The following is a 23,965-nucleotide window of genomic DNA, read 5'->3' on the forward strand; positions in this document are numbered from 1 at the left end:
CAAACCCAACGCCCCAGGAGAAAACAATATGACTCTGCGTAAATTCGCAGGGCTAGGAGCCCTTTTGTCCCTCGTAATGCCTGGCCTGGCCATGGCGGCAGACGAAGTGGCGGCTCCAGTCCTCAATTCCGGCGACACCGCCTGGATGCTGACTTCCACAGCCTTGGTGCTGTTCATGACCATTCCTGGCCTGGCGCTGTTCTACGGCGGCATGGTGCGGTCGAAAAACATTCTTTCGGTGCTGATGCAGTGCTTTGCCATTACCGGCCTGATCAGCATTCTGTGGGTCATCTATGGCTACAGCATTGCGTTCGACACGACGGGCATGGAGCAGGGCGTCGTCAACTTCAACTCCTTCTTCGGTGGCCTGGGCAAGGCCTTCCTGGCGGGCGTGACCCCAGCCAGCGTAACCGGCCCAGCGGCGCTGTTCCCTGAAGCGGTGTTCATCACCTTCCAGATGACTTTCGCCATCATCACTCCGGCGTTGATTGTCGGTGCCTTCGCCGAGCGGATGAAGTTCTCCGCCATGCTGATCTTCATGGGCGTCTGGTTCACCCTGGTGTATGCACCGATCGCGCACATGGTCTGGTCCGGCAACGGCGGCCTGATGTGGGACTGGGGCGTGCTGGATTTCGCCGGCGGCACCGTGGTCCACATCAATGCCGGTATCGCAGGCCTGGTGGCGTGCCTGGTACTGGGCAAGCGCAAAGGCTTCCCTACCACGCCGATGGCTCCCCACAACCTGGGCTATACCCTGATGGGCGCGGCCATGCTGTGGGTCGGTTGGTTCGGCTTTAACGCCGGTTCCGCCGCTGCGGCCAACGGTACTGCCGGCATGGCCATGCTGGTGACGCAGATCGCTACTGCCGCCGCGGCCCTGGGCTGGATGTTTGCCGAGTGGATCACCCACGGCAAGCCAAGCGCGCTGGGTATCGCTTCGGGCGTGGTCGCCGGCCTGGTAGCCATCACTCCGGCAGCGGGCACCGTTGGCCCGATGGGCGCCCTGATCATCGGCCTGGCCGCTGGCGTGGTGTGCTTCTTCTGTGCCACCAGCCTCAAGCGCAAGCTGGGTTATGACGACTCCCTGGATGCCTTCGGCGTTCACGGCATCGGCGGTATTCTTGGCGCGATCCTCACCGGTGTGTTCGCCGCTCCATCTCTGGGCGGCTTCGGCACCGTGACCGACATCGCCGCGCAAGTCTGGATTCAGTGCAAAGGTGTGGGCTTTACCGTGATCTACACCGCGATCGTGACCTACATCATTCTCAAGGTCCTGGATGCCATCATCGGGCTTCGGGTTACCGAGGAAGAAGAAGCGGTCGGCCTCGATCTGGCACAACACAACGAGCGGGGTTACAACCTGTAATCGCGCCTGAAAAAACGCCCGGCTCCGGCCGGGCATTTTTTTGCCTGGCATTTGTCATTGAGAAAGGCTGAATGGATTTACTGACAAGCATTGGCGTGTATGCCGTGGCGATTTCCAGCAGGACAAATGCTTACACTAAAGCAGGATTATTCGGCGCTTTGTTTTTTCCCTGAGCGCGCTAGAATGCGCGCCGAAGCGTGGAGATCGGTATGTGGCAACAGACCCTGATTACCCTGCGGGCCAGGCCCCGGGGCTTTCATCTGGTGACGGACGAGTTGCTCGCCGGCCTGCCTGAGTTGAGGGCATGTCGGGTTGGTCTGCTGCATTTATGGCTGCAACATACCTCGGCCTCGTTGACCATCAACGAGAACGCCGATCCGGCGGTACGGCGTGACTTCGAGCGTTTCTTCAACACCCTGGTGCCTCAAGGCATGGCCGGGTACGAACATGACGACGAGGGCGCGGACGACCTTCCGGCGCACTTCAAAGCCAGTTTGCTAGGCTGTCAGCTGACTTTGCCGGTAGCGGCGGGGCGCTTGGCGCTAGGCACCTGGCAAGGTGTTTATCTGGGCGAGCATCGCGATCATGGCGGTGCTCGCAAAGTCCTTGCCACCCTGCAGGGTGATAGGGCATAAGCCGCTGAGTATCAGTGGACGTTGATTTTTTTCCGGCAGCCTTCGACAGTCGGCGCAGCTGGGCTATAACTAATCTGCTTTTCGCAAGTCATGAGGTAGAACATGAGCGACGATGATCTGGAAAACGACGACCTCGAAGTAGGTGACGAAGACGAAACCGAAGAAGGTCTTGAAGCGGCCGCCGACGATGTGGCGGAAGACGACGGCAGTGATGTTCCTGCTCCGACCGCCAAAGGCAAGGCCAAGGCCGCGGTCTCGGTAGACGAGCTGCCGAGTGTCGAAGCCAAGAACAAGGAGCGTGATGCACTGGCGCGTGCCATGGAAGAGTTCCTGGCCCGTGGCGGCAAAGTGCAGGAAGTCGAGGCCAATGTGGTCGCCGATCCGCCCAAGAAGCCTGATAACAAGTACGGCAGCCGGCCGATCTGAGCCTTGTTACTTGCTTGCTGAAAAAGCCCGCCGTCGCTGCGGGCTTTTTCATGGGCGCGTGCCGGGTAAATGGCGCCGCGTGGCGGCGATCGCGAGCAAGCTCGCTCCTACAGAACGAGCCGCATCAGGTGCCGCTGTGCCAGCGACCCAGCAGTGCTGGCAGTTCTTTGAGGCTGCGAATCTCGGCATCAGGGGCGCGCTCGGCTTCCCAGGCCTTGCCCGCAGGATTGAACCAGATGGCCCGCAGGCCCGCCTGCTGGGCGCCGGCAATGTCGTCGCCCGGGTGATCGCCGATGTGCACGGCAGTATCCGCGGTGGCACCACCGCGCTGCAGGGCTTCATGGAACAGCCGTGCATCCGGCTTGGCGACCCCGATGTCTTCGGCGCACAGGGCGAACTTGAAGTAGTCCGCCAGGCCCAGGCGACGTACGTCGGCATTGCCGTTGGTGACGACACCAAGGGCGAAATGATTGGCCAGGGCCTCCAGGGTCGGCAGCACCTCGGGGAAGATGTCCAGCTGATGCCTGGCATGCAGGAACACTTCGAAGCTCTGATCGGCCAGCTGGCTGGCTTGGCTGTGCTCATACCCGGCCTCTTGCAGGGCATGGAACAGCACCCGGCGGCGCAGGGCGCTGATCCGGTACTTGAGCGTCGGCTCGTCCTGCAGCACCCGTTCGCGAATGGCCCACAGATGCTCCACCGGCACGCCGCCGAGATTCGGTGCGTGATCGGTCAACCACTGGCGCAGGGTGGCTTCGGCGCTGACAATCACCGGCGCGGTATCCCACAAGGTGTCGTCGAGGTCGAAGGTGATCAGCTTGATGGTCATTACTCACCGCCTTTGTTGCGTTTGGCCCGTGGATGGGCGCTGTCATAGACCGCTGCCAGGTGCTGGAAGTCCAGGTGGGTATAGATCTGAGTGGTCTTGATGTCCGAATGCCCCAGCAACTCTTGCACGGCTCGCAGGTCCTGGGAGGACTCCAGCAGGTGGCTGGCAAAGGAGTGGCGCAGCATGTGCGGGTGCAGGTTCTGTCCCAGTTCCCGCTCGCCGGCGGCCTTGACCCGCAACTGAATGGCTCGTGGCCCCAGGCGGCGCCCCTTCTGGCTGACGAACAGGGCGCCGTCCGGCGGGTTGCTCAGGGCTCGCAGCGGCAGCCACAGCGTCAGGGCTTCCCGGGCCTTCTTGCCCACCGGCAGCACACGGGTCTTGCTGCCTTTGCCCAGCACCTGCACCAGGCCGTCGGCCAGATCCAGCTGTTCGAGGTTCAGGCTGGTCAGCTCGGAGAGACGCAAGCCGCAGGAGTAGAACAGTTCCAGGATCGCCTGGTCGCGATGGGCCAGGAAGTCGTCTTCTACCGCGCCGTCGAGCAGTTGCAGGGCGCGATCGGTATCCAGGGTCTTGGGCAGGCGACGTTCGCCCTTGGGCGGTGCCAGGCCGTTGGCCGGGTCGTGATCGCACAGCCCTTCGCGGTTCAGGTAGTGATAGAGCCCGCGCACGGCGGACAGAAGGCGTGCCAGGCTGCGTGATGACTGACCTTGCTGGTGCAGGCGGGCAATCATGCTGCGCAAGCCCTGGATATCCAGGTCGGTCCAGCTGCGCACCTGCTGCTTTTCACAGAATCCCAACACCTTGTCGAGATCGCGCCGGTAGGCCAGCAGGGTATGGGCCGACACCTGGCGCTCACTGCGCAGGTGTGCGCAGTAGGCATCCAGTTGCTGCTGCATGGTCAGCGTACCGAGCGCAGCGAGTGAGTGAAGCGCGGCAGCACGCGGCCGGTGACTTCAGCAATGTAATTGAGGAACAGGGTGCCTACCGAGCTCTTGTAGTGCTGCGGGTCACGGCTGGCGATAGCCAGTACACCGTGCATGCCCTGGTGCGCCAGGGCGACTACCGCAGTGGAGCCGATCTGCTTGCGCTGTTCTTCGCCGAAGAGAAAGTCCAGTTCGTGCTCGCGCAGACTGCCACTGACACTCTTGCCTTCTGAAAGCAGGCCGCCGATGGCGCCCTGGGCTTCGGCGGCGCAGACCCAGCGGCCTACCGGCATGGGGCTGTCGCTGAACAGAATCAGGCTGACGAAGGGCACCTGGAAATCCTGGCGCAGGCTGTCTTCGACACTCATCACCACCTCTTCCAGGCTGGTGGCGTCCATCAGGGCCAGGATCAGGCGTCGGGTCTTGTCGAACAGCCGGTCGTTGTCCCGGGCCACGTCCATCAATTGCGACAGGCGATGGCGCATCTCGATGTTGCGCTCGCGCAGGATCTTCATCTGCCGCTCCACCAGCGATACGGTGTCGCCGCGCTGGTGCGGAATGCGCAAGGCCGGGAGCAACTCGTCGTGCTCGACGAAGAAGTCCGGATGGGCCTCCAGGTACGCGGCAACGGCGGCTGCGTCCAGGTCGGCAGAAGGCGTTGGGTCGGGCTTTGCGGCGGGAGCCTGCGGCTGATCAGTCATGGATTTCGCTCACTTAAAGACGCACCTGTCCTTCGTATACGCGCACTGCCGGACCGGTCATCATCACCGGTTGGCCAGGGCCTGCCCATTCAATGGACAGGCGCCCGCCCGGCAGGTCGATCAATAGGGGCGAATCCATCCACCCCTGGCTGATCGCGGCCACTGCGGCTGCGCAGGCGCCGGTACCGCAGGCCTGGGTTTCCCCGGCGCCACGTTCCCAGACCCGCAATTGCGCGCGTTGACGGTCCAGCACCTGGAGAAAGCCGACATTGACCCGCGCCGGGAAGCGCGGGTGATGCTCGATCTTCGGCCCCAGTTCGTGTACCGGCGCGCTGTTGATGTCATCCACCCGCAACACGGCGTGAGGGTTGCCCATGGACACGGCGGCCAGCTCGACCTGCAGGCCGTCGACGTCCAGCGTGTAGCTGTCGGCCTGGGCCGGGGCCTGGAACGGAATGTCCGCCGGCACCAGGCGCGGAGCCCCCATGTTGACGCTGATCTGTCCGTCGTTGCGTACATCCAGTTCGATGACGCCGCTCTTGGTCTCGACGCGGATCTGACGCTTGGTGGTCAGGCGCTTGTCCAGTACGAAACGGGCGAAGCAGCGGGCGCCGTTGCCGCACTGTTCCACTTCGGAGCCGTCGGAGTTGAAGATCCGGTAGCGGAAGTCCACGTCCGGGTTGCTCGGGGCCTCGACGATCAGCAGTTGATCGAAGCCGATTCCGGTATGGCGATCACCCCATTGTTTGGCGTGCTTGGGCAGAATATGCGCGTGCTGGCTGACCAGGTCGAGAACCATGAAGTCATTGCCCAGGCCATGCATCTTGGTAAAACGCAGCAGCATGGTCTTACTCCGGCAGCAGGCTTTCGCCAGCGAATAACTCGGCTACCGTCTCGCGGCGACGCACTTCAACAGCCTGGTCACCATCGACCAGTACTTCTGCGGCACGGCCGCGGGTGTTGTAGTTCGAGCTCATGACGAAACCATAGGCGCCAGCAGAATGCACCGCCAGCAGATCGCCCTCGGCCAGGGCCAGGTTGCGTTCCTTGGCGAGGAAGTCGCCGGTTTCGCAGATCGGTCCGACGATGTCGTAGGTGCGGGGTTCGGCATCCCGCGGCTGGACGGCACTGACATCCATCCAGGCCTGGTACAGCGCTGGGCGGATCAGGTCGTTCATGGCGCCGTCGACGATGGCGAAATCCTTGTGTTCGGTGTGCTTGAGGTACTCGACACGGGTCAGCAGTACACCGGCGTTGGCCACGATGAAGCGGCCCGGTTCGAACACCAGGGCCAGGTCGCGGCCATCCAGGCGTTCACGCACGGCCTTGATGTAGTCGGCGGCCAGTGGCGGCTCTTCGTCGCGATAACGCACGCCCAGACCGCCACCCAGATCGATGTGGCGCAGGTAGATGCCGCATTCTCCAAGACGGTCCACCAGATCCAGCAGGCGGTCGAGGGCGTCGATGAAAGGGGCCAGGGTGGTGAGTTGCGAGCCGATGTGGCAGTCGACCCCGACGATATCCAGGTTCGGCAGCTGCGCGGCGCGGATGTACACGTCCTCGGCAGTCGCAATGTCGATGCCGAACTTGTTTTCCTTGAGCCCGGTGGAGATATACGGGTGAGTGCCGGCATCGACGTCGGGATTGACTCGCAGCGAGATTGGCGCGCGAACACCCAGTTCGGCGGCCACCAGCTGCAGGCGCTCAAGCTCTTCTGCGGACTCGACGTTGAAGCAATGGACGCCCACTTCCAGGGCTCGGCGCATGTCGTCACGGGTCTTGCCGACACCGGAAAAGACAATCTTGTCGGCTTGGCCGCCAGCCGCCAGGACGCGCTCCAGCTCGCCCCGGGAGACGATGTCGAAGCCTGCGCCCAAGCGCGCCAGGACATTCAGCACACCCAGGTTGGAGTTGGCTTTTACCGCGAAGCAGACCAGGTGCGGCATGCCGGCAAGCGCCTCGGCATAGGCCAGGTACTGGGCCTCGATGTGCGCTCGGGAGTAGACGTAGGTCGGCGTGCCGAAACGCTCGGCAATGGCGGACAGGGCTACGCCTTCCGCGAACAGCTCACCGTCGCGGTAGTTGAAAGCGTCCATGGTGAGCCCTTAGTAGGTGTCGTGCTTGTGCGACTTCGACTGCGATTTCGCCTGTTCTTCTGGGGATTTGCTGTCATCGGGCAGATACAGCGGGCCTTTCTGGCCGCAGGCGGTAACAAGGCAGGCAACCGCGACGAGCGCAGCAAGGGAAGAGATCAGGCGCTTCATGGCGAAATCCTTGAGAATGCGTAAATTGCGCCCGAGTATACCGGCCACCCGGCAGCTTGCCTATGCAGCGTAACTCCCGTCCAGCGGGCCTTTGCCAGGGGCTGCTCAGAGGCTTTGGTCGGCTTCCGACACAATGGGCGTCGCATTTATCCACCTGTTCGGTATCCTTTGCATTCGCCGGGGAGCGTCCGTATCTTGCGGCGCTTGAGCGTGAGTAGACACTTTTTGAGGTTCCTGCAATGAGTTTGACCGAAGCCCGTTTTCACGACCTGGTGGACGCCACCCAGCAGACGCTGGAGGATATTTTCGATGAGAGCGACCTGGACATTGACCTGGAAAGCTCCGCCGGAGTGCTCACCGTCAAGTTCGACAACGGCAGCCAGGTGATCTTCAGTCGCCAGGAACCTTTGCGCCAGCTGTGGCTGGCCGCCCGCTCCGGTGGTTTCCACTTCGACTACGACGAGGAAAGCGAGCGCTGGATGTGCGACAAGAGTGAAGAGCAGCTGGGGGAGATGCTGGAACGCATCGTTCTCGAACAGGCGGATATCAAGCTCGATTTCGAAGGGCTCTGAGGTCGTGACTCAGCCCGCCGCAGCCCGACCGCCCAAGCCGCTCTACAGTAATGTCAGCCCAGCGGTCAGTTCGCCGTGCATCAGTCTGTGCCGTCTCGATGAGGAGAAGGTCTGCCGCGGCTGTTTCCGCCATGTGGAGGATATTCGCGAGTGGCGTTCGGCCGATGACGAGCGGCGGCGAGTGATCTGCGCACAAGCGCTGCAGCGCAAACAGAGCGGTACAGCCGGGGGACTTTAGGTTCGTACTGGTACGGTTTGTTTATTCAGTGTGCTGTGATAGTGTCCGACTTCGCCTCGCTACATTGAGGCCGGTGAGAACCCCGTCTTATTTGGCGGGGTTTTGCTTTTTTGTGCAGAAAAAATAGGAGTCAGCCAGGATCATGAGTACTGCACCATCCATCATCCTTACCCGCCTTGACGTGCAACGTCTGGAGCGCCTGATCGACAGCCTGGACGACTCGCTGCCAGGCGTCATTGCACTGCAAACCGAGTTGGATCGTGCCGAAACGCTGGTGGGTCACGATGAAGTACCGGCCGGTGTCGTAACCATGAACTCGCGTGTGCATTGCCGTGAGGAAAGCAGTGGCAAGGACTATCACCTGACCCTGGTTTATCCACAGGACGCCAACGCCGACGAAGGCAAGATTTCGATCCTTGCACCCGTGGGCAGTGCCTTGCTGGGCTTGCAGGTGGGTCAATACATCGACTGGCCGGCGCCGGGTGGCAAGACCCTGAAGCTGACTCTGCTGGAAGTGGAATACCAGCCGGAAGCCGCGGGCGACTACCACCTCTGATTTGCGGCTAGACCTGCTCGAGCGCGTCGTTCAGTGCGCGCTCCAGGCTGGCCTTGTAGCGCAGATACACAATGCTCGAACTTTGCATATCACCGAGCAGGCCGGACAGGTCCAGGTCGGTGATGTAGCAGCGATAGCGTTCCGGTTCACGGCGCTGTCCGACGATTTCCTGGGCCACCGCGCTGAATAGCTGGTTGCCATATTCCAGTTCGGAAAACTCCCGTTGATTGCAGTACAGCGAGACTTGCACCTGGCCAGGTGCAGCCTTGCCGATGATCGCCTGCACGTCATAAAAGGCTTTGTCCACCGGGGTCGCAGGTGCTGGTCGCGGCTCTACCCGGCGCGCCCGACCGGTGCCTGAGGGCAGTATCTGCAAGTAGAGTGTGTCCAAAGGTTTCTCGCCCTGGCTACTGTCCATCGACTGTAGCGCTTCACGGCGGTAGAGGATCGACTGCAGGAAGCGCTGCAGGGGCACCAGCAGGCTTTGTTCGTCGTGGTACGCCAGGGTCTGCTGCCACAGGGCGTTGTGCTCATCGAGGATATAGAGTTCGGCGTGCTGCTCGATGATCCGATAGAACACCTGAATGCAGTCTGGCTGGCCCATGGGCAGGATCAGCGCCAGGTCGTGATCTTCCAGGGCCATGGGATCGAGGTGCAGGGGGCTATAGCGGGCTTGCTCCTGGCCCAGGTATTCAAGCAGTGCGGCGGGTGTCGCCATGGCCCGATGCCGAACCTGGCCGGGTACCAGTTCGAGGACGTGAAAGTGCTGCTGGACCTGGATCAGGTAGCGGTAGTTGAGCTGACTGAGCAGGAGGTGGTGCGCGGTTTCGAACAGCTCCTCCACCCGCCGAGCGATGAACTGTGCGCGGTTGTGGCAGAAGCAGCGGACCCGCAACCGTGGTTGTGAGTCGGACGGCAGGTTATTGAGGTAGTCCCGCAGGCATTCGAGCAAGGCATGTTCAGCGTCATAGCGCCCGACCATGACCTCGTTCCAGCTATTGAGGGTGACCTGATCCAGGGTCAGCACCAGGTTTTCCCGCACCCCGGCGTAGCTCAGGGAGTCGGTGCGCTCGGTGGTCATGAGAATGTTCAGGTCGCGGTGATGCTTGAGCGGGTCGACTCCGACGTTCACCAGGATCAGCACTTCGCCGGGTACGCTGGCATGCAGCAGCTGTTCTTCGTCGACGGTGGTCAGTGGCAGGGCCACCGTCTGTTGCAGGCTGCCAAGCAAGTTGAACAGCTCGAACTCGCTCAGGTCGCTGCTGCCAGGGTGCAGGGCCAGGCGCGTGCTGCTATCGATCACCCCATTGCGATGGCACCAGGTCAGCAGCTCAAGCAATTCACGGCTGCGCTTGATAGGCGCGAAGTGCTCCCACTCCAGGGCGGTCAGATTGCCGTTGTACAGGCCCCAATGAGTCTGCCCTGGTTCTTTCTTGTTCGGCGATTGCACCAGGGTCAGGGTGTCTTCCGCGAGGTCCGGGGCGATGCCGGGATTGATGAACTCGATTTTCCCCGCCTTGCGTTCGAATGCCGCGTACAGGCGTCGGCCCAGCACGTTCAAGTCGCGTTTATTGATCAGGCTGGCGGCCTGTTCGGTGCGGGCGAACTGGGTCAGGAAGCGGTAGCTGTAGTTGAGCTCGTTGACCAGCGCCCGGCGCTCGCTGCTGACTTGGCGCACTTTCCATTGGCTGCGACTGTCCAGCAGGGCCAACTGGCGCTGATCCCAGCCCCATTCGCTGGCCAGGCGCTCAAGCAGTGCCCGCTGCCAGCTCGGGCTGCGAGCGCCATTGCCGCTGGAAAGCTTGCGGTTGACCTTGAGGTACAGGCTGCGCCGTACCAGTTCCAGACGCTCGGGCTCGCCACGGGCCTTGAGGTATTCCTCGATGCGTCGGTAAACCACGATATAGGGGTCGAGCTCGTCCAGGTCCAGGCGGTTGGCGAACACCGCCTGCTTGAAGCGCAGGCTCAGGCACTGGACCCTGGGATGCTCACTGGCGTAGACCTCGATCAGCAGCAGCTTGAGTACTGATTTGTAGGGGGACTCGATGCCCTTGAACAGCTGCCAGAGTCCGGCTCCGATGAACTCGCCGGGCGGAATGCGTGCCATGTGGCCCAGGTCCAGGTTCTCTTCGGCGGGTACGAAGCGCTTGGAGAGCAGGGTGTGGATGTAGCGCTCGTAGCGGGACTCCTCGTACACCGGCACCAGCCACCACAACGGCGTGCGTCCGGCCAGCCAGATGGCGGTGCGGTAGAACTCGTCGAGCAGCAGGTAGTGCTGGGTGGTGCCGCAATCATCCGAACTCAGCTGTGTATCCCGCTCACCGCGAACAAAGCGGTTGGGGTCGATCAGGAAAAAATGCGCCTCGGCGCCCTGGCCCGCGGCCCAGGCTTCCAGCAACTGGCATTTCTTCTGCAGTTCGGCCAGCTCGGTTTCGCTCAGGTCCGGCGCATGGCACACCCAGACATCCATGTCGCTCTGGTCCGCCTGGGCCAGGGTGCCCAGGCTGCCCATGAGAAACAGGCCGTGGATAGGACGAGGTGGATTGCCATGACGAGGCTTGTAGGAAAAGGAACGGGTCAGGCGCTGGGCTTCAGCCAGGGCTTGCGGGTCGGGCTCGTAGTTGGACAGTCCCGCCGGGGTAGCGCCGGAAACGTAGCCGGGCAGCAGGGGGTGATTGACGTGAAAGAACAGTGGCAGCAGGTTGAGGACCAGCTGCTGGCGTGCCGACAACCCTTCCATTGCCCGAGCCATGCGTCCGGCATTGAGGGTGAGAAAACGCGCGCGCAGTTGACTGAGAACCTTGCGATCGATTCCTTCATCCAGATCGGGACGGATTTCATGGGTATGGGGCATTTCAAGCTGAGCTCGAACGTGGCGGTTTGAGGACGGCAGCAGTTTATCGTCAGACAAGACCGAGCCTTAAGCTGATTTTGTTTTTTGACGCCAGATTTCTAGCGTATTGGCGGGAGGGTGCCTACGGAATCCGACAGACGGGAACCCCGCAGGCCGAGGAACGGTGTTCAGGCGGTTTCTTTGACGCTCAGGATGGTCAGCAGGCCTTGGGCATGTTCAGCAGCATCCCGGCCAAGGCTGGTCAGGTAGCCCCCATCGGGCTGGGTAATCAGTTCTTTGTCAAACAGGCGTTGGGCGGCGGCGATGGCAGAAGGGGCGGCGGTCTGATGGATTTTCAGGCCTTCCTGGGAGTTGTCCAGGTTGAAGAGTGCAAGGATTTCCAGTTCGGCAACCAACTCAGGGGTATACGACATAAGGACTCCAGACTTTCTAGGAATGAGAGGTCAGCGTTCTTAAGGTGACCGCAGAACGGCGGCGTGTCCAGCATTCGCTGAGGACTTTTGTACCTGGGGGCAGCGGTCTTTGGCCGCAGGGTGCCTGCAGTGTAGTCAGGTCGGGAGTGGCGTGCCGGAGCGTTGCTGCGGGCAGCGCTCCGGTGGTAGCGGCTTACTGCTTCTCTGGAGGCAGTTCCGGCAGGGCGCGCAGCGCGGCTTCGTACCATTGGGTATCGAAGGCGCGGTCTTCCTCGAGGATCGCATCGATCTCGACAGCCAGGACGTGGGCCATCAGGTTGAGGATTTCTTCCCGCTCGTAACCCACCAGAGTCAGCTTGTTGAAGGTGGCCTTGGCTGCTGGCGGATTGTCGCTTTCGATCTGGTTCTCGATCGCTTCGATCAGGGTGTTTTCGGCGAACTCTTCTTCGTCGTTGTCGATATCGGTTGGCTCGCTCATGGCAGGCTCCTCAAGGAAAGGTCGCCAGTTTACTCGTATTCAGAGGCTGGATGCTGCTGGTCAGAAGTGGATTAACCTTCTATAAAAAGTCCTGCCGACCCCCTGCACGGCCTGGAGGCTATGGGATGTTCAAGCTTTATGGGTTCGCCATCAGCAACTACTACAACATGGTCAAACTGGCCCTGCTGGAAAAGGGCCTGCCCTTCGAGGAGGTGTTGTTCTACGCCGGCCAGAGCCCCGAGGCGCTGGCCATCAGTCCTCGGGGCAAGGTTCCGGTGCTGGAAGTGGAGCAGGGCTTTATCAGTGAAACCAGCGTGATTCTCGATTACCTGGAGCAGGTCCATCCCGAGCCGGCGTTGCTACCGGGAGATGCCTTCGAGAGGGCACAGGTGCTGGCACTGGCCAAGGAGATCGAACTCTATATCGAGCTGCCGGCCCGAGCCTGTTTCCCCGAAGTGTTCTTCGGTGCAACGCTGCCCGAGGCCATCAAGGAAAAGGCTGGAGTTGAATTGCTGCAGGGGTTTGCCGCATTGCGCCGGCATGCTCGGTTCGCGCCTTATGTGGCGGGTACCAGCCTGAGCGTGGCGGACCTGTATTTCCAGTACAGCGTGAACCTGGCCCTGGTCGTTGGGGACAAGCTGTTCGGGATCGATTTTCTGGCCGATATGCCAGAGGCCAGGGCCCTGTTGGAGCGCCTGGAACAGACGCCCAACGCCAGGCGGATTGCTGCTGACAAGGCTGCGCTCATTACCGCCAGGCGATCGGGGCGCTAGCGTCGGGTAGCCCGCTTGCAGGGACCGGCAGAAGAGTTGCCGGCCCCTAAGGGCAGGGGCTTAGCGGCTGGCCAGCAACGCCTGGCCGCGAGCCACGGCAGCCCGGACCTGGGCTGGAGCGGTGCCGCCGATGTGATTACGAGCATTCACCGAACCTTCCAGGGTCAGCACGGCAAACACGTCCTGCTCGATCTGGTCGCTGAATTTGCGCAGTTCTTCCAGGCTCATTTCTGCCAGGTCCTTGCCAGTCTCCACACCGTACTTCACGGCGTGGCCGACGATTTCGTGGCAGTCACGGAACGGCAGGCCACGGCGCACCAGGTAGTCCGCCAGGTCGGTAGCGGTGGAGAAGCCACGCAGGGCCGCTTCACGCATGATGGCGTGCTTGGGCTTGATGGCCGGGATCATGTCGGCGAAGGCCCGCAGTGAGTCGCGCAGAGTGTCGGCGGCGTCGAACAGCGGTTCCTTGTCTTCCTGATTGTCCTTGTTGTACGCCAGGGGCTGGCCCTTCATCAGGGTCAGCAGGCCCATCAGTGCGCCAAACACTCGGCCGCTCTTGCCCCGCACCAGCTCTGGTACGTCGGGGTTTTTCTTTTGCGGCATGATCGAGCTGCCGGTGCAGAAGCGGTCCGGCAGATCGATGAACTGGAACTGCGCGCTGGTCCACAGCACCAGCTCTTCGGAGAAGCGCGACAGGTGCATCATTGCCACGCTGGCGGCGGCGCAGAATTCGATGGCGAAGTCACGGTCGGAGACGCTGTCCAAGGAGTTGCCGCCCACGGCTTCGAAGCCCAGCAGCTGGCAGGTCAGCTCGCGGTCGATGGGGTAGGTGGTGCCGGCCAGCGCAGCGCTGCCCAGGGGCATGCGGTTGGTGCGCTTGCGGCAGTCCACCAGGCGCTCGTAGTCGCGGCTGAGCATTTCGAACCAGGCCAGCATGTGGTGCCCGAAGGTCACGGGCTGGGCGGTCTGCAGGTGAGTGAAGCCCGGCATGATGCTTTCGGCTTCGCGCTCGGCCAGCTCCAGCAGGCCTTTTTGCAGGCGGGTGATCTCGGCCAGGATCAGGTCGATTTCGTCCCGCAGCCACAGGCGGATGTCGGTGGCCACCTGATCATTGCGGCTGCGTCCGGTGTGCAGCTTCTTGCCGGTGATGCCGATGCGGTCGGTCAGGCGCGCTTCGATGTTCATGTGCACGTCTTCAAGGTCCACGCGCCAGTCGAAGCTGCCGGCCTCGATCTCGCCCTGGATGGTCTTCAGGCCGTCGATGATGCTGTCACGCTCGGCGTCAGTGAGCACGCCAACCTTGGCCAGCATGGTGGCATGAGCGATGGAGCCCATGATGTCGTGGCGATACAGGCGCTGGTCGAAAGTGACAGAGGCGGTGAAGCGGGCGACGAAGGCGTCGACGGGTTCACTGAAGCGGCCGCCCCAGGACTGATTGGTCTTGTCAGTGCTCATGAATTCGCTCGTGATCTGCTGAAGGAAGATGGCGTAAAAAACAGGCGCCGATAATAACAGGGTTGCCTGGGCTGTCGCTGGCACTGGTCGGCAGCTTTTTTCTCCGGGCCTGTCTGCGTGGCTTGTCGCCGGTCCCTAGGGCGCAGAGACTGAGGTCGGCACAATCCGGAGTGGATCAGGACAGGGGGGCTTGAGTGCGGAAGGTGATATCGATCAAACGATATTTATCGATTGAGCAATATCGTCTTGGCAACCGTCTACAGTTGGACAGGAGGACCGGCACAATTGCGTAACACCCCTCGCGTGTTCGCAGTGAGTCTGTCCATCGAGTTCACTCCGCGCAGGTCCATGCAACCCGCCCACGAAACGAGGCAGGTGCGGCCAGGGTGGACACCGACCACAGTAACGAGGGGGGCTTTGTGTTGAATACCAGCATTCCCTGCAACGCCGTCGCGCATCCACCGACCTTGGGCGGTATCGGGCAGGTCCGGGTAAATATTGGTGCCCGACTTGCGGCACTTTTTGGCCTTCGCACTAGTCTTATCGTGGATCGCCGTGACGGACGTCACTCCACCTGTCTACGCTATCCTTGTGCGAGACTCACGCAGGAATCCAGCGCAATATGAATGTCCTGATCGTTGATGACGAACCCCTAGCCCGCGAGCGCCTGAGCCGGATGGTCAGTGAGCTTGAGGGATACAGTGTCCTGGAGCCCAGCGCCACCAATGGCGAAGAGGCACTGAGCCTGATCGACAGCCTGAAGCCGGATATCGTCTTGCTCGATGTCCGTATGCCGGGTCTGGACGGTCTGCAGGTCGCCGGAAAATTGTGCGAACGCGAGACGCCTCCGGCGCTGGTGTTTTGCGCGGCCCCGGACGAATTCGCCTTAGAGGCCTTCGATGCCAGCGGGGTCGGGCACCTGGTCAAGCCCGTGCGCCCAGAACTGCTGCTGGAGGCGCTGAAAAAGGCCGAGAAGCCCAATCGTGTGCAGTTGGCGGCCCTGACCCGGCCGGCGGCGGAAAGCGGCAATGGCCCGCGTAGTCACATCAGCGCCCGCACCCGTAAGGGTATCGAGCTGATTCCTCTGGCTCAGGTGGTGTATTTCATTGCTGACCACAAGTATGTGACCTTGCGCCACGAAAGCGGCGAGGTGCTTCTGGATGAGCCATTGAAGGCATTGGAAGACGAATTTGGTGAGCGCTTTGTGCGTATTCACCGCAATGCGCTGGTGGCGCGAGAGCGGATCGAACGACTGCAGCGTACGCCCCTGGGACATTTCCAGCTGTACCTCAAGGGGCTCAATGGTGATGCCCTGATCGTTAGCCGACGTCATGTGGCGGGTGTACGCAAGATGATGCAGCAGCTCTAGAACGCGACTCAAGGCCCACAAAAAGGCAAGCCTGGCGTCGGGAGGGCGCTGCGTTTCTGATACAAGTCAAAGCTGCTTTGGCTGAGCTGTTATTATCTGCCGTATCTATTCAGTACGGATTGATCCATGTCCTCTCGCGAAATCCGCATCGCTACCCGCAAAAGTGCACTGGCCTTGTGGCAGGCCGAATACGTCAAAGCCCGTCTGCAGGAGGCCCATCCGGGCCTCGTCGTGACCCTGGTGCCCATGGTCAGTCGCGGTGACAAACTGCTGGACTCGCCCCTGTCGAAAATCGGCGGCAAGGGCCTGTTCGTCAAAGAGCTGGAAACCGCACTGCTGGAAAACCAGGCCGACATCGCTGTGCATTCGATGAAAGATGTGCCCATGGACTTTCCCGAAGGCCTGGGGTTGTTCTGCATCTGCGAGCGTGAAGATCCACGTGACGCCTTTGTTTCCAATACCTACGCCAGCCTTGAGCAATTGCCGGAAGGCAGCGTGGTGGGTACCTCCAGCCTGCGCCGCCAGGCCCAACTGCTGACCCGTCGCCCTGACCTGCAGATTCGTTTTCTGCGGGGCAACGTCAATACTCGGCTGGCCAAGTTGGATGCCGGTGAGTACGACGCCATTATCCTGGCCGCCGCCGGCCTGATCCGTCTGGGCTTCGAAGACCGCATCAGTTCGTCCATCAGTGTCGATGAGAGTCTGCCCGCCGGTGGCCAAGGCGCAGTCGGCATCGAGTGCCGTAGTGCCGATACTGAAATTCACGCGTTGCTGGCGCCTCTGCATCATGCCGACACAGCCAGCCGGGTGACTGCCGAGCGAGCGCTGAACAAGCATTTGAACGGTGGCTGCCAGGTTCCGATTGCCTGCTACGCGGTGCTCGAAGGCGATCAGATCTGGCTGCGAGGCCTGGTCGGTGAGCCTAGCGGTGGACTGTTGTTGAGCGCGCAAGCGCGTGGCCCGCGAGCGTCGGCCACTGAGCTGGGGGTGAAGGTGGCAGACGACCTGCTGGCCCAGGGCGCCGATGACATCCTGCGCGCGGTCTACGGCGAGGCGGGCGAAGAGTGATCGGGTGGCGCCTGCTGCTGACCCGGCCGAGCGAGGATAGTGCTGCATTGGCAGCGACCCTGGCCGAGGTCGGTGTCTTCAGCAGCAGCCTGCCGCTACTGGAGATTCAAGCCTTGCCTGTCAGCGATTCGCAGCGGGCGATCCTGCTGGAACTGGATCGTTACTGTGCGCTGATCGTGGTCAGCAAGCCTGCCGCGCACCTTGGCCTTGGCTTGCTGCGAGCCTATTGGCCTCAGCCTCCCGCTCAAAGCTGGTTCAGTGTCGGTGCCGGTACCGGGCAGATCCTTGCGGATGCCGGTCTGCAAGTTTTCTACCCTCAAACAGGTGATGACAGCGAAGCCTTGCTTGAGCTTCCCCAATTGCGCGAGGCTATCCGGCGACCTGAGCCACGGGTGCTGATCGTCCGCGGAGAGGGCGGTCGCGAGCTGCTCTCTGAGCGCTTGCGTGACCTAGGTGCTAGTGTCGATTATCTGGAACTCTACCGCCGGTGCCTGCCGCATTACGCCAAGGATGCGCTGCTTGAGCGGATTGAGGGGGAACGCTTGAACGGCCTGGTGGTCAGCAGTGGACAGGGTTTCAGCCACTTGCAGCAGTTGGCCGGCCCAGCCTGGTCGCAGTTGGCGAAGATGCCGTTGTTTGTTCCAAGTCCCCGGGTCGCCGAAATGGCACGTGCCGCCGGGGCGGAAAAAGTTGTGGATTGTCGCGGCGCCAGTGCCGCGGCTTTGCTAACGGCGTTACGGGAGCAACCCGTGCCCGTTCTCTAAACGCAAAGGATGGATACGTGAGCGAAACAGCCTTGCCTAAAGATGAAGTGCGGCCGGTGCCTGAAGCACCTGCCGAGCCCACGACCCCAACCGTTGAGCGTCGTGGCAACGGGGTGGCGATACTGGCCCTGCTGCTGGGGGCGGCGGGTGTCGCCGCTGGCGGCTGGGGGATCTGGCAGGTGCGCAGCCTGCAAGCCAACAACCAGCAGCAACTGAGCCAGCTGCAGGCCCTGGGGGATCAGGCGCAGAGTTTCAAACTCAGTGAACAGCGCCTGAGTGCACGCCTGGAACAACTGCCGGCAGCCGATGAGCTGGAGGACCGGCGGCGGCTGGTGGCCCAGTTGCAAGGTGATCAGCAGCGCTTGAGCCAGCGCTTGGAAACCGTGCTCGGCGCCAGCCGCAAGGACTGGCGCCTGGCCGAGGCCGAGCATCTGCTGCGTCTGGCCAGTCTGCGTCTGTCTGCACTGCAAGACATCAGCAGTGCTCAGGCACTGGTCCAGGGCGCAGACGATATCCTGCGGGAGCAGAACGACCCGGGCTCTTTCGCTGCACGCGAGCAGTTGGCCAAGAGCCTGGCGGCCTTGCGCAGTACCGAGCAACCAGATCGCACCGGCCTGTTCCTGCAACTGGGAGCCCTGCGTGATCAGGTCCTTGAACTCAGCGCCGTGGCTCCGGAGTACAAGGACCGCGGCGAGTCACTGCTGGGGCTGACCGCCGACGGTGACGGCGCGAGCCGCTGGGCGCAGTGGTGGGATCAGATCTCCCGCTATTTCCGCATCGATTTCAATGCCGACAAGAACATCCGTCCGTTGCTGGCCGGCCAGGGGCTGACTCAGGTGCGCCTGGCCCTGAGCCTGACGTTGGAGCAAGCACAGTGGGCCGCCTTGAATGGTCAGGCGGCGGTCTATACCCAGGCACTGACCGAGGCACGTGATGTACTGACCAGCAACTTCAATCAGGACAATCCGCAAAGCAAGATCATGCTTGAGCGCTTGTCCGAACTGAGCAAGCAGCCCGTGACCGTTGTCACCCCGGATCTGGCCAAGACCCTGAGCACGGTCCAGGCCTATCTCGAGCGGCGCAATCTGAACGCTGAAGATTCAGTCAAGCCTCTGGCCAAACCTGCGGCGAACACCGCCCAGGAGACGAGCCCATGAAGCGCGTCTATGTGATCGTTCTACTGCTCATCGCAGCCATCGGCCTGTTGGGGTTGGCCATTGCCGAGCATCCCGGGTACGTGCTGATCGCCTACAGCAACTTCCGCTACGAATCGAGCCTGTGGGCAACCCTGGCCCTGGTGGCGCTGATCTGGTTGGTGATCTGGGGCATCAAGCTGCTGATCGAATTGGTGATGGTCTCTGGTGGTGTGGTCAATCCCTGGTCGCGGCGCAATCGGAGTCGCCGGGTACAAATCGCCATCGAGCAGGGCCAGATGGACCTTGCCGAAGGTCGTTGGGCCAGCGCGCAAAAACACCTGCACCGTGCTGCAGAGGCCGAACGTCAACCACTGTTGTATTACCTCGGTGCGGCCCGCGCCGCCAACGAGCAAGGCCACTATGAGGAGTGCGACCAGTTGCTGGAGCGGGCACTGACTCGCCAGCCCCAGGCCGAGCTGGCGGTCGCCTTGAGTCATGCCCAGTTGCAGACCGACCGCGGTGATACCGAAGGTGCCCTGAGCACCCTGCAAGCGATGCATGAGCGCCATCCCCATAGCGTTCAGGTCCTGCGCCAGTTGCAGCGCCTGCATCAACAGCGTGGTGACTGGTCGGCGCTGATCCGTTTGCTGCCCGAGTTGCGCAAGGACAAGGCCCTGCCGGCCAGCGAGCTGCAGGAGCTGGAGCGTCGCGCCTGGGGTGAGAACCTGACCTTGGCGGCACGGCGCGAAGAGGATCAGGTGGCAGGCCTGCAGTCTCTCAATCGAGCCTGGCAGCAACTGACTTCGGCCCAACGCCAGGAGCCACAGCTGGTGCTGGCCTACGCCGAACAACTGCGTCAGCTGGGGGCAGGAGCCGAGGCTGAAGAGGCTCTGCGCACAGCCCTCAAGCGCAAATATGAAAGCCACCTGGTACGGCTCTACGGATTGGTGCGCGGCAGCGATCCATCGCGCCAGTTGCAGACTGCCGAGCATTGGTTGAAGGAGCATGCGGACGACCCGAGTTTGCTACTGACCCTGGGCCGTCTGTGTCTGCAGAACAGTCTGTGGGGCAAGGCCCGGGACTACCTGGAAAGCAGCCTGCGACTGCAGCGCAATCCTGAGGCCTGTGCCGAGCTGGCTCGTTTGCTGGCTCAGTTGGGCGATACCGAGCGCAGCAACCAGCTGTTCCAGGAAGGCCTGGGAATGCTCGACGAGCGCCTGCTGGCGTCACCGTTGCCGGTTCCGGTACGGATCTGAAGCGTCTTCAGGGCCGGTTGCCGGTTGCAGGCAACCGGCCTGTTTTTATTTGGGGTTGATGGCTCATTCACGGTTGATTGTCGATCCGCTGCGGCATAGCGCTTCTTGAAAGGAGCGAGCGCTTTCTCTACCGTGGCTGCCTGTTTCTCTCCGTTACGGATATCTCATGTCGCTGGCCGGCTCTCGCTTGCTGTTCTCCCTGGTGTTCCTGGTGGGGGCTTTTGCCTCGTGGGCGGCGTTCAACCTGCAATCCGGTGGTGGCCTGGAATCCTGCACCTTGTGGGGCGTGCAACGCTTGCTGCTGATGATGTTCGCTGGCGTCAATCTACTGGCTGTGGTGCAGGGGCCGGGGCGCATGGGACGAGCTGTCTACTGGGCGCTCAACCTGATACTGGGCCTGTTCGGAGTGATCACTGCCGGGCGTCATGTGTTGTTGCAGAACATTCCTTCCGAGCAACTCCTGGCCTGCCTGCCGGACATGCCGTTCATGCTGCGCAACCTGTCCTGGTGGCAGGCACTGCAATTGACCTTCGTGGGGACATCGGACTGCGCGGAGGTCACCTGGACCCTGCTCGACATGAGTCTGCCGGAGTGGAGCCTGCTGTTTTTCGTGATCATGCTGATCTTCAGCGGCTACCGTCTGCTGCGCCTGTCTCGAGCCAGTCGCAAGGCTGCAGCGTTGCCCTGAGTCATGGTTTGGTGGGAGGGCGCGGATTAAACGCTTGTATGAACTTTATCTCCTGCGTACCTTGATGCTGTTGTCGAGCGGGCATAATCTGGCCCGCACGCGTCACTGGAATTATGTTGCTCGATGCTGTTGCGCCTGACCGGATCCAGAGTCTCCAGAAGGGGGGCGGCGGGCAAGCGGCATGACCCATAAGGGAAGAGAGATCACCATGCTCGAAAGTTGTCAGAATGCTCAGGAACGCTGGGGTGGAGTGCATCTGCTGATCGACCGCTGGTTGCAGGAGCGTCACGAACTGGTTCGAGCCTATGATGCGTTGGGTGCCGAGCCCGAAGCCCTGAGCGAGAGCAAGAAATCGCTGCAGGAATTCTGCGGGATTCTGGTGGACTACGTTTCCGCCGGTCATTTTGAAATCTACGAGCAGCTCACCAGCGAGGCCAAGGCCTTTGGCGACAAGCGCGGGCTTGAGCTGGCCGATACCCTCTATCCGCGTATTGATGTGATCACTGAAAAGCTCCTGGCGTTCAACGACCTGTGTGATGCGGGTCAGTGTGTGGCGCAGAAGTTCAAGGAGCTGGGCGGCCTGTTGCACGAACGCTTCGAACTGGAAGATTGCCTGATCGAAGTGCTGCATAACGCCCACAAGCAGGACGCGGTGGCTCAGGCCTGAAAACAGGGTGGAGCAATACAGGAACGGCACGCCTTGGCGTGCCGTTTTTCGTTCCTGTGCCTTAGTCAGCAACGCCCAGCAGTTCGATCTCGAATACCAGGGGGGTGTAAGGCGCGATCAGGTCGCCTGCGCCTTCGGTGCCGTAGGCCTGATTCGAAGGAATCACCAGTCGCCATTTGGCGCCGGTGGGCATCTGCGACAAGGCGCTGCGCCAGCCTTCGATCACACTGTCCAGGCGAAACCACTGCGGTTGCTGGGTCTGGTCGAACACGGTGCCATCGGGCAGGCGTCCGGTGTAGCGCACCTGGACTGAACCGTTGGGGCGGGCCTTGTTGCCACTGCCAGGTGCCAGCTCGGTCAGGAGAATGCCATCGGCCAGTTGGCGCACGCCGGGCTTGGCCTTTTCCTGGTCGAGAAAACGTCGTTCGTTTTCCAGGGCCGCTTCAGTTTTCGACTTGCTCGACTGCTCGCTGATCCGTGCATCGTGCTGAGCCAGGATCTGTTCGATGCGTTCGGTTTTTAGGGTCAGTGGCTTGCCTTGATAAGCGGCTTTCAAACCCTCGACCAATGCCTGGATCTGCAGATCGGGCACTTCGTCACGCAGTCGTTCACCGAGGCTTGCGCCCAGGCTGTAGGCAAGGTCGTGAGCGTCATTGGGCGGCGCTTCGGCAGCAGCCTGAGCCAGTGGCAAGAACAGGCTCAGGGATAAAAACAGGTAACGCGACATGGGCACTCTCCGGCCTGAGTAGCGGTGGATTATGCCAGCGACAAAGCACGGGTTGGTGAGCAACTTCGATGACGGCGAAGAACATTTTCAATCCGCTGCAACGCCGGGCTTTCGATACTGTCAACATGCCCTAGCGGCGGTAGCAGCAGAGGTCTAGTATGAGCCGCAACTCACGTCAGCCAGGAGGTAAACCATGTCGGCCAATAAGAAGCCTGTAAATACTCCGTTGCATTTGCTCCAACAGCTGTCGGGCAGCCTGCTCGAACATTTGGAAAACGCTTGTTCCCAAGCCTTGGCTGATGCTGAAAAACTGCTCGCCAAGCTGGAAAAACAACGGGGTAAGGCGCAGGAAAAACTGCACAAATCGCGCACCAAATTGCAGGACGCTGCGGCGGCCGGCAAGGCCAAGGCACAAGCCAAGGCCAAGACCGCGGTGAAAGAACTCGAAGACTTGCTGGACGCATTGAAAGAGCGCCAGGCACAAACCCGCAGCTACATTCTGCAACTCAAGCGCGATGCCCAGGAAAGCCTGAAACTGGCTCAAGGCGTTGGTCGTGTGAAGGAAGCGGTGGCCAAGGCATTGAGCACTCGTGATGCCAAGCCGGTAGCTGTCGCAGCGAAGAAACCAGCGGCCAAGCCTGCAGCTAAAGCACCTGCCAAATCTGCCGCCAAACCAGTGGCGAAAAAAGCGTCTGCCAGCGCAGCTAAACCCGCGGCGAGCAAACCCGCAGCGGCTAAACCTGCCGCCAAGCCTGCGCCTGCCAAACCTGTTGCCGCCAAGACCGCTGCCGCCAAGCCAGCAGCCAAAGCCGCCGCAGCCAAGCCTGCCGCCGCCAAGCCAGTGGCCAAACCTGCCGCCAAATCTGTAGCAGCCAAACCTGCCGCTAAACCAGCAGCCAAGCCTGCGGCCAAACCCGCAGCGGCTAAAACAGCTGCCGCTAAACCTGTAGCAGCCAAATCCGCAGCCAAACCTGCCGCCGCAAAAGCGCCGGCCAAACCTGCTGCCAAACCCGCCAGCAAACCTGCAGTAGCTGCCAAGCCAGCAGCATCGTCGGCTGCTAAACCAGCAGCCAAGCCGGCCGCCAAACCGGCTGCGAAAAAGCCGGTGGCCAAGCCTGCAGCAGCCAAACCCGCTGTGGCCAAACCCGCCACCCCGGCAGCCAAGCCAGCGGCTCCAGCACCGGCTGCGGCCAAGCCAGCTGCACCCGCGCCAGCAGCCTCGCCAGCAGCGGCTGCGAGCACAGCTCCTGCCGCTCCCGCTCCGGTAACTGCCGGTACTCCTTCCAGCGCTTCTTAAGCGCCGGTCGCCGCGACGCGCAGCACCTGCAGCGCGTCGCGGTTGCGTTCGGCGGCTCCGGCCGCCAATCCTTCAAGCCAGTCTTCCAGGCTCTTCGCTTGAACCTCCGGCCATTCCCGTACCCGCTCCTGCAAACGCAACAGCAATTGCCGTTCGGCTTCCAGTTCCAGGGTCTTGACCTGTTCGCGCAAGGCACTCAACTCAAGGTCTTCGCGGGCCGCATCGCGCCAGCCAATGCGCAAGTCGCGCAAGGGTTGAACCACGTCCCGGTGCCAGGGCGCCGCGAGCTCATTCAACTGCTCCAGGCGCTGGCTATCGCAGCGGACGCCACGCTGGCCAAGCCAGGCTCCACAGAGCAGCAGGCAGACATTGGCCCCTTCGTCCTGTAGCTGCAGGCAGGCTTCCTGCACGCCGGAAAGGGCATAAGTGGTCAGGGAAAAATTCCACAGGTCAGAGGACATAGTGCTACTCGCGCCAGTTGCGAGCGAAGCTGGTAGACTCCGCCGCCAT

The 23,965-nt window shown here is 61.7% G+C and carries 27 protein-coding genes; 15 read left to right on the forward strand and 12 right to left on the reverse strand.

Translation table 11 applies throughout. The features are described 5' to 3' along the window. Nucleotides 1-28 precede the first annotated feature (28 nt). The 3 genes from J5M73_RS01735 (at nucleotide 29) to sutA (ending at nucleotide 2,427) form a co-directional block, all read left to right on the forward strand. A complete protein-coding gene (locus tag J5M73_RS01735; RefSeq protein WP_102862236.1) occupies nucleotides 29-1,366 on the forward strand; it encodes an ammonium transporter in 1,338 nt (445 codons plus the stop codon). A gap of 209 nt (nucleotides 1,367-1,575) precedes the next feature. Continuing rightward, nucleotides 1,576-2,001, forward strand: coding sequence for a secondary thiamine-phosphate synthase enzyme YjbQ (locus J5M73_RS01740; protein WP_102862235.1), 426 nt, complete (start codon nucleotides 1,576-1,578; stop codon nucleotides 1,999-2,001). 102 nt (nucleotides 2,002-2,103) lie between these two features. Further along, nucleotides 2,104-2,427, forward strand: a complete 324-nt coding sequence (gene sutA / locus J5M73_RS01745) for a transcriptional regulator SutA (RefSeq protein WP_007926654.1) — start codon at nucleotides 2,104-2,106, stop codon at nucleotides 2,425-2,427. A 124-nt stretch (nucleotides 2,428-2,551) separates the two neighbouring features. Here sutA and J5M73_RS01750 read toward each other — a convergent pair whose 3' ends face one another. From J5M73_RS01750 to J5M73_RS01775, 6 genes are read right to left on the reverse strand one after another with little or no spacing between them, the layout of a single operon-like run. Next, nucleotides 2,552-3,256: an HAD family hydrolase gene (locus J5M73_RS01750; protein ID WP_207814966.1), complete on the reverse strand. Its 705-nt coding sequence runs from the start codon at nucleotides 3,254-3,256 to the stop codon at nucleotides 2,552-2,554. Then, nucleotides 3,256-4,152, reverse strand: coding sequence for a tyrosine recombinase XerC (gene xerC / locus J5M73_RS01755; protein WP_102862233.1), 897 nt, complete (start codon nucleotides 4,150-4,152; stop codon nucleotides 3,256-3,258). Before xerC ends, J5M73_RS01750 begins: the two co-directional genes overlap by 1 nt. 2 nt (nucleotides 4,153-4,154) lie before the next feature. Next, nucleotides 4,155-4,880 (reverse strand): DUF484 family protein, encoded by a 726-nt coding sequence (locus tag J5M73_RS01760; protein ID WP_102862232.1) that lies wholly within the window; start codon nucleotides 4,878-4,880, stop codon nucleotides 4,155-4,157. A 13-nt stretch (nucleotides 4,881-4,893) separates the two neighbouring features. Next, nucleotides 4,894-5,724, reverse strand: coding sequence for a diaminopimelate epimerase (gene dapF, locus J5M73_RS01765; RefSeq protein ID WP_102862231.1), 831 nt, complete (start codon nucleotides 5,722-5,724; stop codon nucleotides 4,894-4,896). A 4-nt stretch (nucleotides 5,725-5,728) separates the two neighbouring features. Next, nucleotides 5,729-6,976 (reverse strand): diaminopimelate decarboxylase, encoded by a 1,248-nt coding sequence (gene lysA, locus J5M73_RS01770; protein WP_102862230.1) that lies wholly within the window; start codon nucleotides 6,974-6,976, stop codon nucleotides 5,729-5,731. Between the two features lie 9 nt (nucleotides 6,977-6,985). Continuing rightward, the gene (locus tag J5M73_RS01775) at nucleotides 6,986-7,144 is read right to left on the reverse strand and encodes a lipoprotein (RefSeq protein ID WP_082729310.1); all 159 of its coding nucleotides are present in this window, start codon (nucleotides 7,142-7,144) and stop codon (nucleotides 6,986-6,988) included. Between the two features lie 239 nt (nucleotides 7,145-7,383). Here J5M73_RS01775 and cyaY point away from each other — a divergent pair, with 239 nt between their 5' ends. From cyaY to rnk, 3 genes are all read left to right on the forward strand, one after another. Beyond that, the gene (cyaY, locus tag J5M73_RS01780) at nucleotides 7,384-7,716 is read left to right on the forward strand and encodes an iron donor protein CyaY (protein ID WP_102862229.1); all 333 of its coding nucleotides are present in this window, start codon (nucleotides 7,384-7,386) and stop codon (nucleotides 7,714-7,716) included. Between the two features lie 4 nt (nucleotides 7,717-7,720). Then, nucleotides 7,721-7,954 carry a DUF1289 domain-containing protein gene (locus J5M73_RS01785; protein WP_102862228.1) on the forward strand — a complete coding sequence of 78 codons (234 nt, stop codon included), beginning with the start codon at nucleotides 7,721-7,723 and terminating at the stop codon, nucleotides 7,952-7,954. A gap of 142 nt (nucleotides 7,955-8,096) precedes the next feature. Next, entirely contained in the window at nucleotides 8,097-8,510 is a 414-nt protein-coding gene (gene rnk / locus J5M73_RS01790) for a nucleoside diphosphate kinase regulator (RefSeq protein ID WP_011064182.1), read from the forward strand. A gap of 7 nt (nucleotides 8,511-8,517) precedes the next feature. On the opposite strand, the gene J5M73_RS01795 is transcribed toward rnk, so the two are convergent. The 3 genes from J5M73_RS01795 to J5M73_RS01805 form a co-directional block, all read right to left on the reverse strand. Beyond that, nucleotides 8,518-11,364: a class I adenylate cyclase gene (locus J5M73_RS01795; protein WP_102862227.1), complete on the reverse strand. Its 2,847-nt coding sequence runs from the start codon at nucleotides 11,362-11,364 to the stop codon at nucleotides 8,518-8,520. A gap of 167 nt (nucleotides 11,365-11,531) precedes the next feature. Then, nucleotides 11,532-11,777, reverse strand: coding sequence for a TIGR02647 family protein (locus J5M73_RS01800; RefSeq protein ID WP_025130885.1), 246 nt, complete (start codon nucleotides 11,775-11,777; stop codon nucleotides 11,532-11,534). A gap of 193 nt (nucleotides 11,778-11,970) precedes the next feature. Further along, nucleotides 11,971-12,255, reverse strand: a complete 285-nt coding sequence (locus J5M73_RS01805) for a hypothetical protein (protein ID WP_102862226.1) — start codon at nucleotides 12,253-12,255, stop codon at nucleotides 11,971-11,973. Nucleotides 12,256-12,380: 125 nt separating this feature from the next. On the opposite strand from J5M73_RS01805, the gene J5M73_RS01810 reads away from it, so the two are divergent. Beyond that, nucleotides 12,381-13,028 (forward strand): glutathione S-transferase, encoded by a 648-nt coding sequence (locus tag J5M73_RS01810; RefSeq protein ID WP_102862225.1) that lies wholly within the window; start codon nucleotides 12,381-12,383, stop codon nucleotides 13,026-13,028. A gap of 60 nt (nucleotides 13,029-13,088) precedes the next feature. Here the strand turns inward: J5M73_RS01810 and argH are convergent, their stop codons facing one another. Further along, complete coding sequence (argH, locus tag J5M73_RS01815) at nucleotides 13,089-14,483, reverse strand: argininosuccinate lyase (RefSeq protein WP_102862224.1); 1,395 nt, start codon at nucleotides 14,481-14,483, stop codon at nucleotides 13,089-13,091. 622 nt (nucleotides 14,484-15,105) lie between these two features. On the opposite strand from argH, the gene J5M73_RS01820 reads away from it, so the two are divergent. From J5M73_RS01820 to rsd, 7 genes are all read left to right on the forward strand, one after another. Next, nucleotides 15,106-15,852: a LytTR family DNA-binding domain-containing protein gene (locus J5M73_RS01820; protein WP_102862223.1), complete on the forward strand. Its 747-nt coding sequence runs from the start codon at nucleotides 15,106-15,108 to the stop codon at nucleotides 15,850-15,852. Nucleotides 15,853-15,978: 126 nt separating this feature from the next. Beyond that, nucleotides 15,979-16,920, forward strand: coding sequence for a hydroxymethylbilane synthase (gene hemC, locus J5M73_RS01825; RefSeq protein WP_102862222.1), 942 nt, complete (start codon nucleotides 15,979-15,981; stop codon nucleotides 16,918-16,920). Continuing rightward, nucleotides 16,917-17,684 carry a uroporphyrinogen-III synthase gene (locus J5M73_RS01830; protein WP_102862221.1) on the forward strand — a complete coding sequence of 256 codons (768 nt, stop codon included), beginning with the start codon at nucleotides 16,917-16,919 and terminating at the stop codon, nucleotides 17,682-17,684. Before hemC ends, J5M73_RS01830 begins: the two co-directional genes overlap by 4 nt. 17 nt (nucleotides 17,685-17,701) lie before the next feature. After that, entirely contained in the window at nucleotides 17,702-18,841 is a 1,140-nt protein-coding gene (locus J5M73_RS01835; RefSeq protein WP_102862220.1) for a uroporphyrinogen-III C-methyltransferase, read from the forward strand. Further along, nucleotides 18,838-20,076, forward strand: a complete 1,239-nt coding sequence (locus J5M73_RS01840; protein WP_102862219.1) for a heme biosynthesis protein HemY — start codon at nucleotides 18,838-18,840, stop codon at nucleotides 20,074-20,076. Before J5M73_RS01835 ends, J5M73_RS01840 begins: the two co-directional genes overlap by 4 nt. 166 nt (nucleotides 20,077-20,242) lie before the next feature. Beyond that, on the forward strand, nucleotides 20,243-20,764 hold the full coding sequence (locus J5M73_RS01845; protein WP_102862218.1) for a disulfide bond formation protein B: 522 nt from the start codon (nucleotides 20,243-20,245) through the stop codon (nucleotides 20,762-20,764). 208 nt (nucleotides 20,765-20,972) lie between these two features. Then, complete coding sequence (gene rsd / locus J5M73_RS01850; RefSeq protein ID WP_102862217.1) at nucleotides 20,973-21,431, forward strand: sigma D regulator; 459 nt, start codon at nucleotides 20,973-20,975, stop codon at nucleotides 21,429-21,431. Nucleotides 21,432-21,492: 61 nt separating this feature from the next. Here rsd and J5M73_RS01855 read toward each other — a convergent pair whose 3' ends face one another. Then, nucleotides 21,493-22,158, reverse strand: a complete 666-nt coding sequence (locus tag J5M73_RS01855; protein WP_102862216.1) for an FKBP-type peptidyl-prolyl cis-trans isomerase — start codon at nucleotides 22,156-22,158, stop codon at nucleotides 21,493-21,495. A gap of 193 nt (nucleotides 22,159-22,351) precedes the next feature. Here J5M73_RS01855 and J5M73_RS01860 point away from each other — a divergent pair, with 193 nt between their 5' ends. After that, the gene (locus tag J5M73_RS01860) at nucleotides 22,352-23,455 is read left to right on the forward strand and encodes an AlgP family protein (RefSeq protein ID WP_102862215.1); all 1,104 of its coding nucleotides are present in this window, start codon (nucleotides 22,352-22,354) and stop codon (nucleotides 23,453-23,455) included. Here the strand turns inward: J5M73_RS01860 and J5M73_RS01865 are convergent. Further along, nucleotides 23,452-23,916: a TIGR02444 family protein gene (locus J5M73_RS01865; RefSeq protein WP_102862214.1), complete on the reverse strand. Its 465-nt coding sequence runs from the start codon at nucleotides 23,914-23,916 to the stop codon at nucleotides 23,452-23,454. The two genes, J5M73_RS01860 and J5M73_RS01865, sit on opposite strands and share 4 nt — an antisense overlap. Nucleotides 23,917-23,965: the final 49 nt, after the last annotated feature.

The organism is Pseudomonas sp. 50_B, from assembly GCF_017491625.1.
Taxonomy (GTDB): domain Bacteria; phylum Pseudomonadota; class Gammaproteobacteria; order Pseudomonadales; family Pseudomonadaceae; genus Aquipseudomonas; species Aquipseudomonas danubii.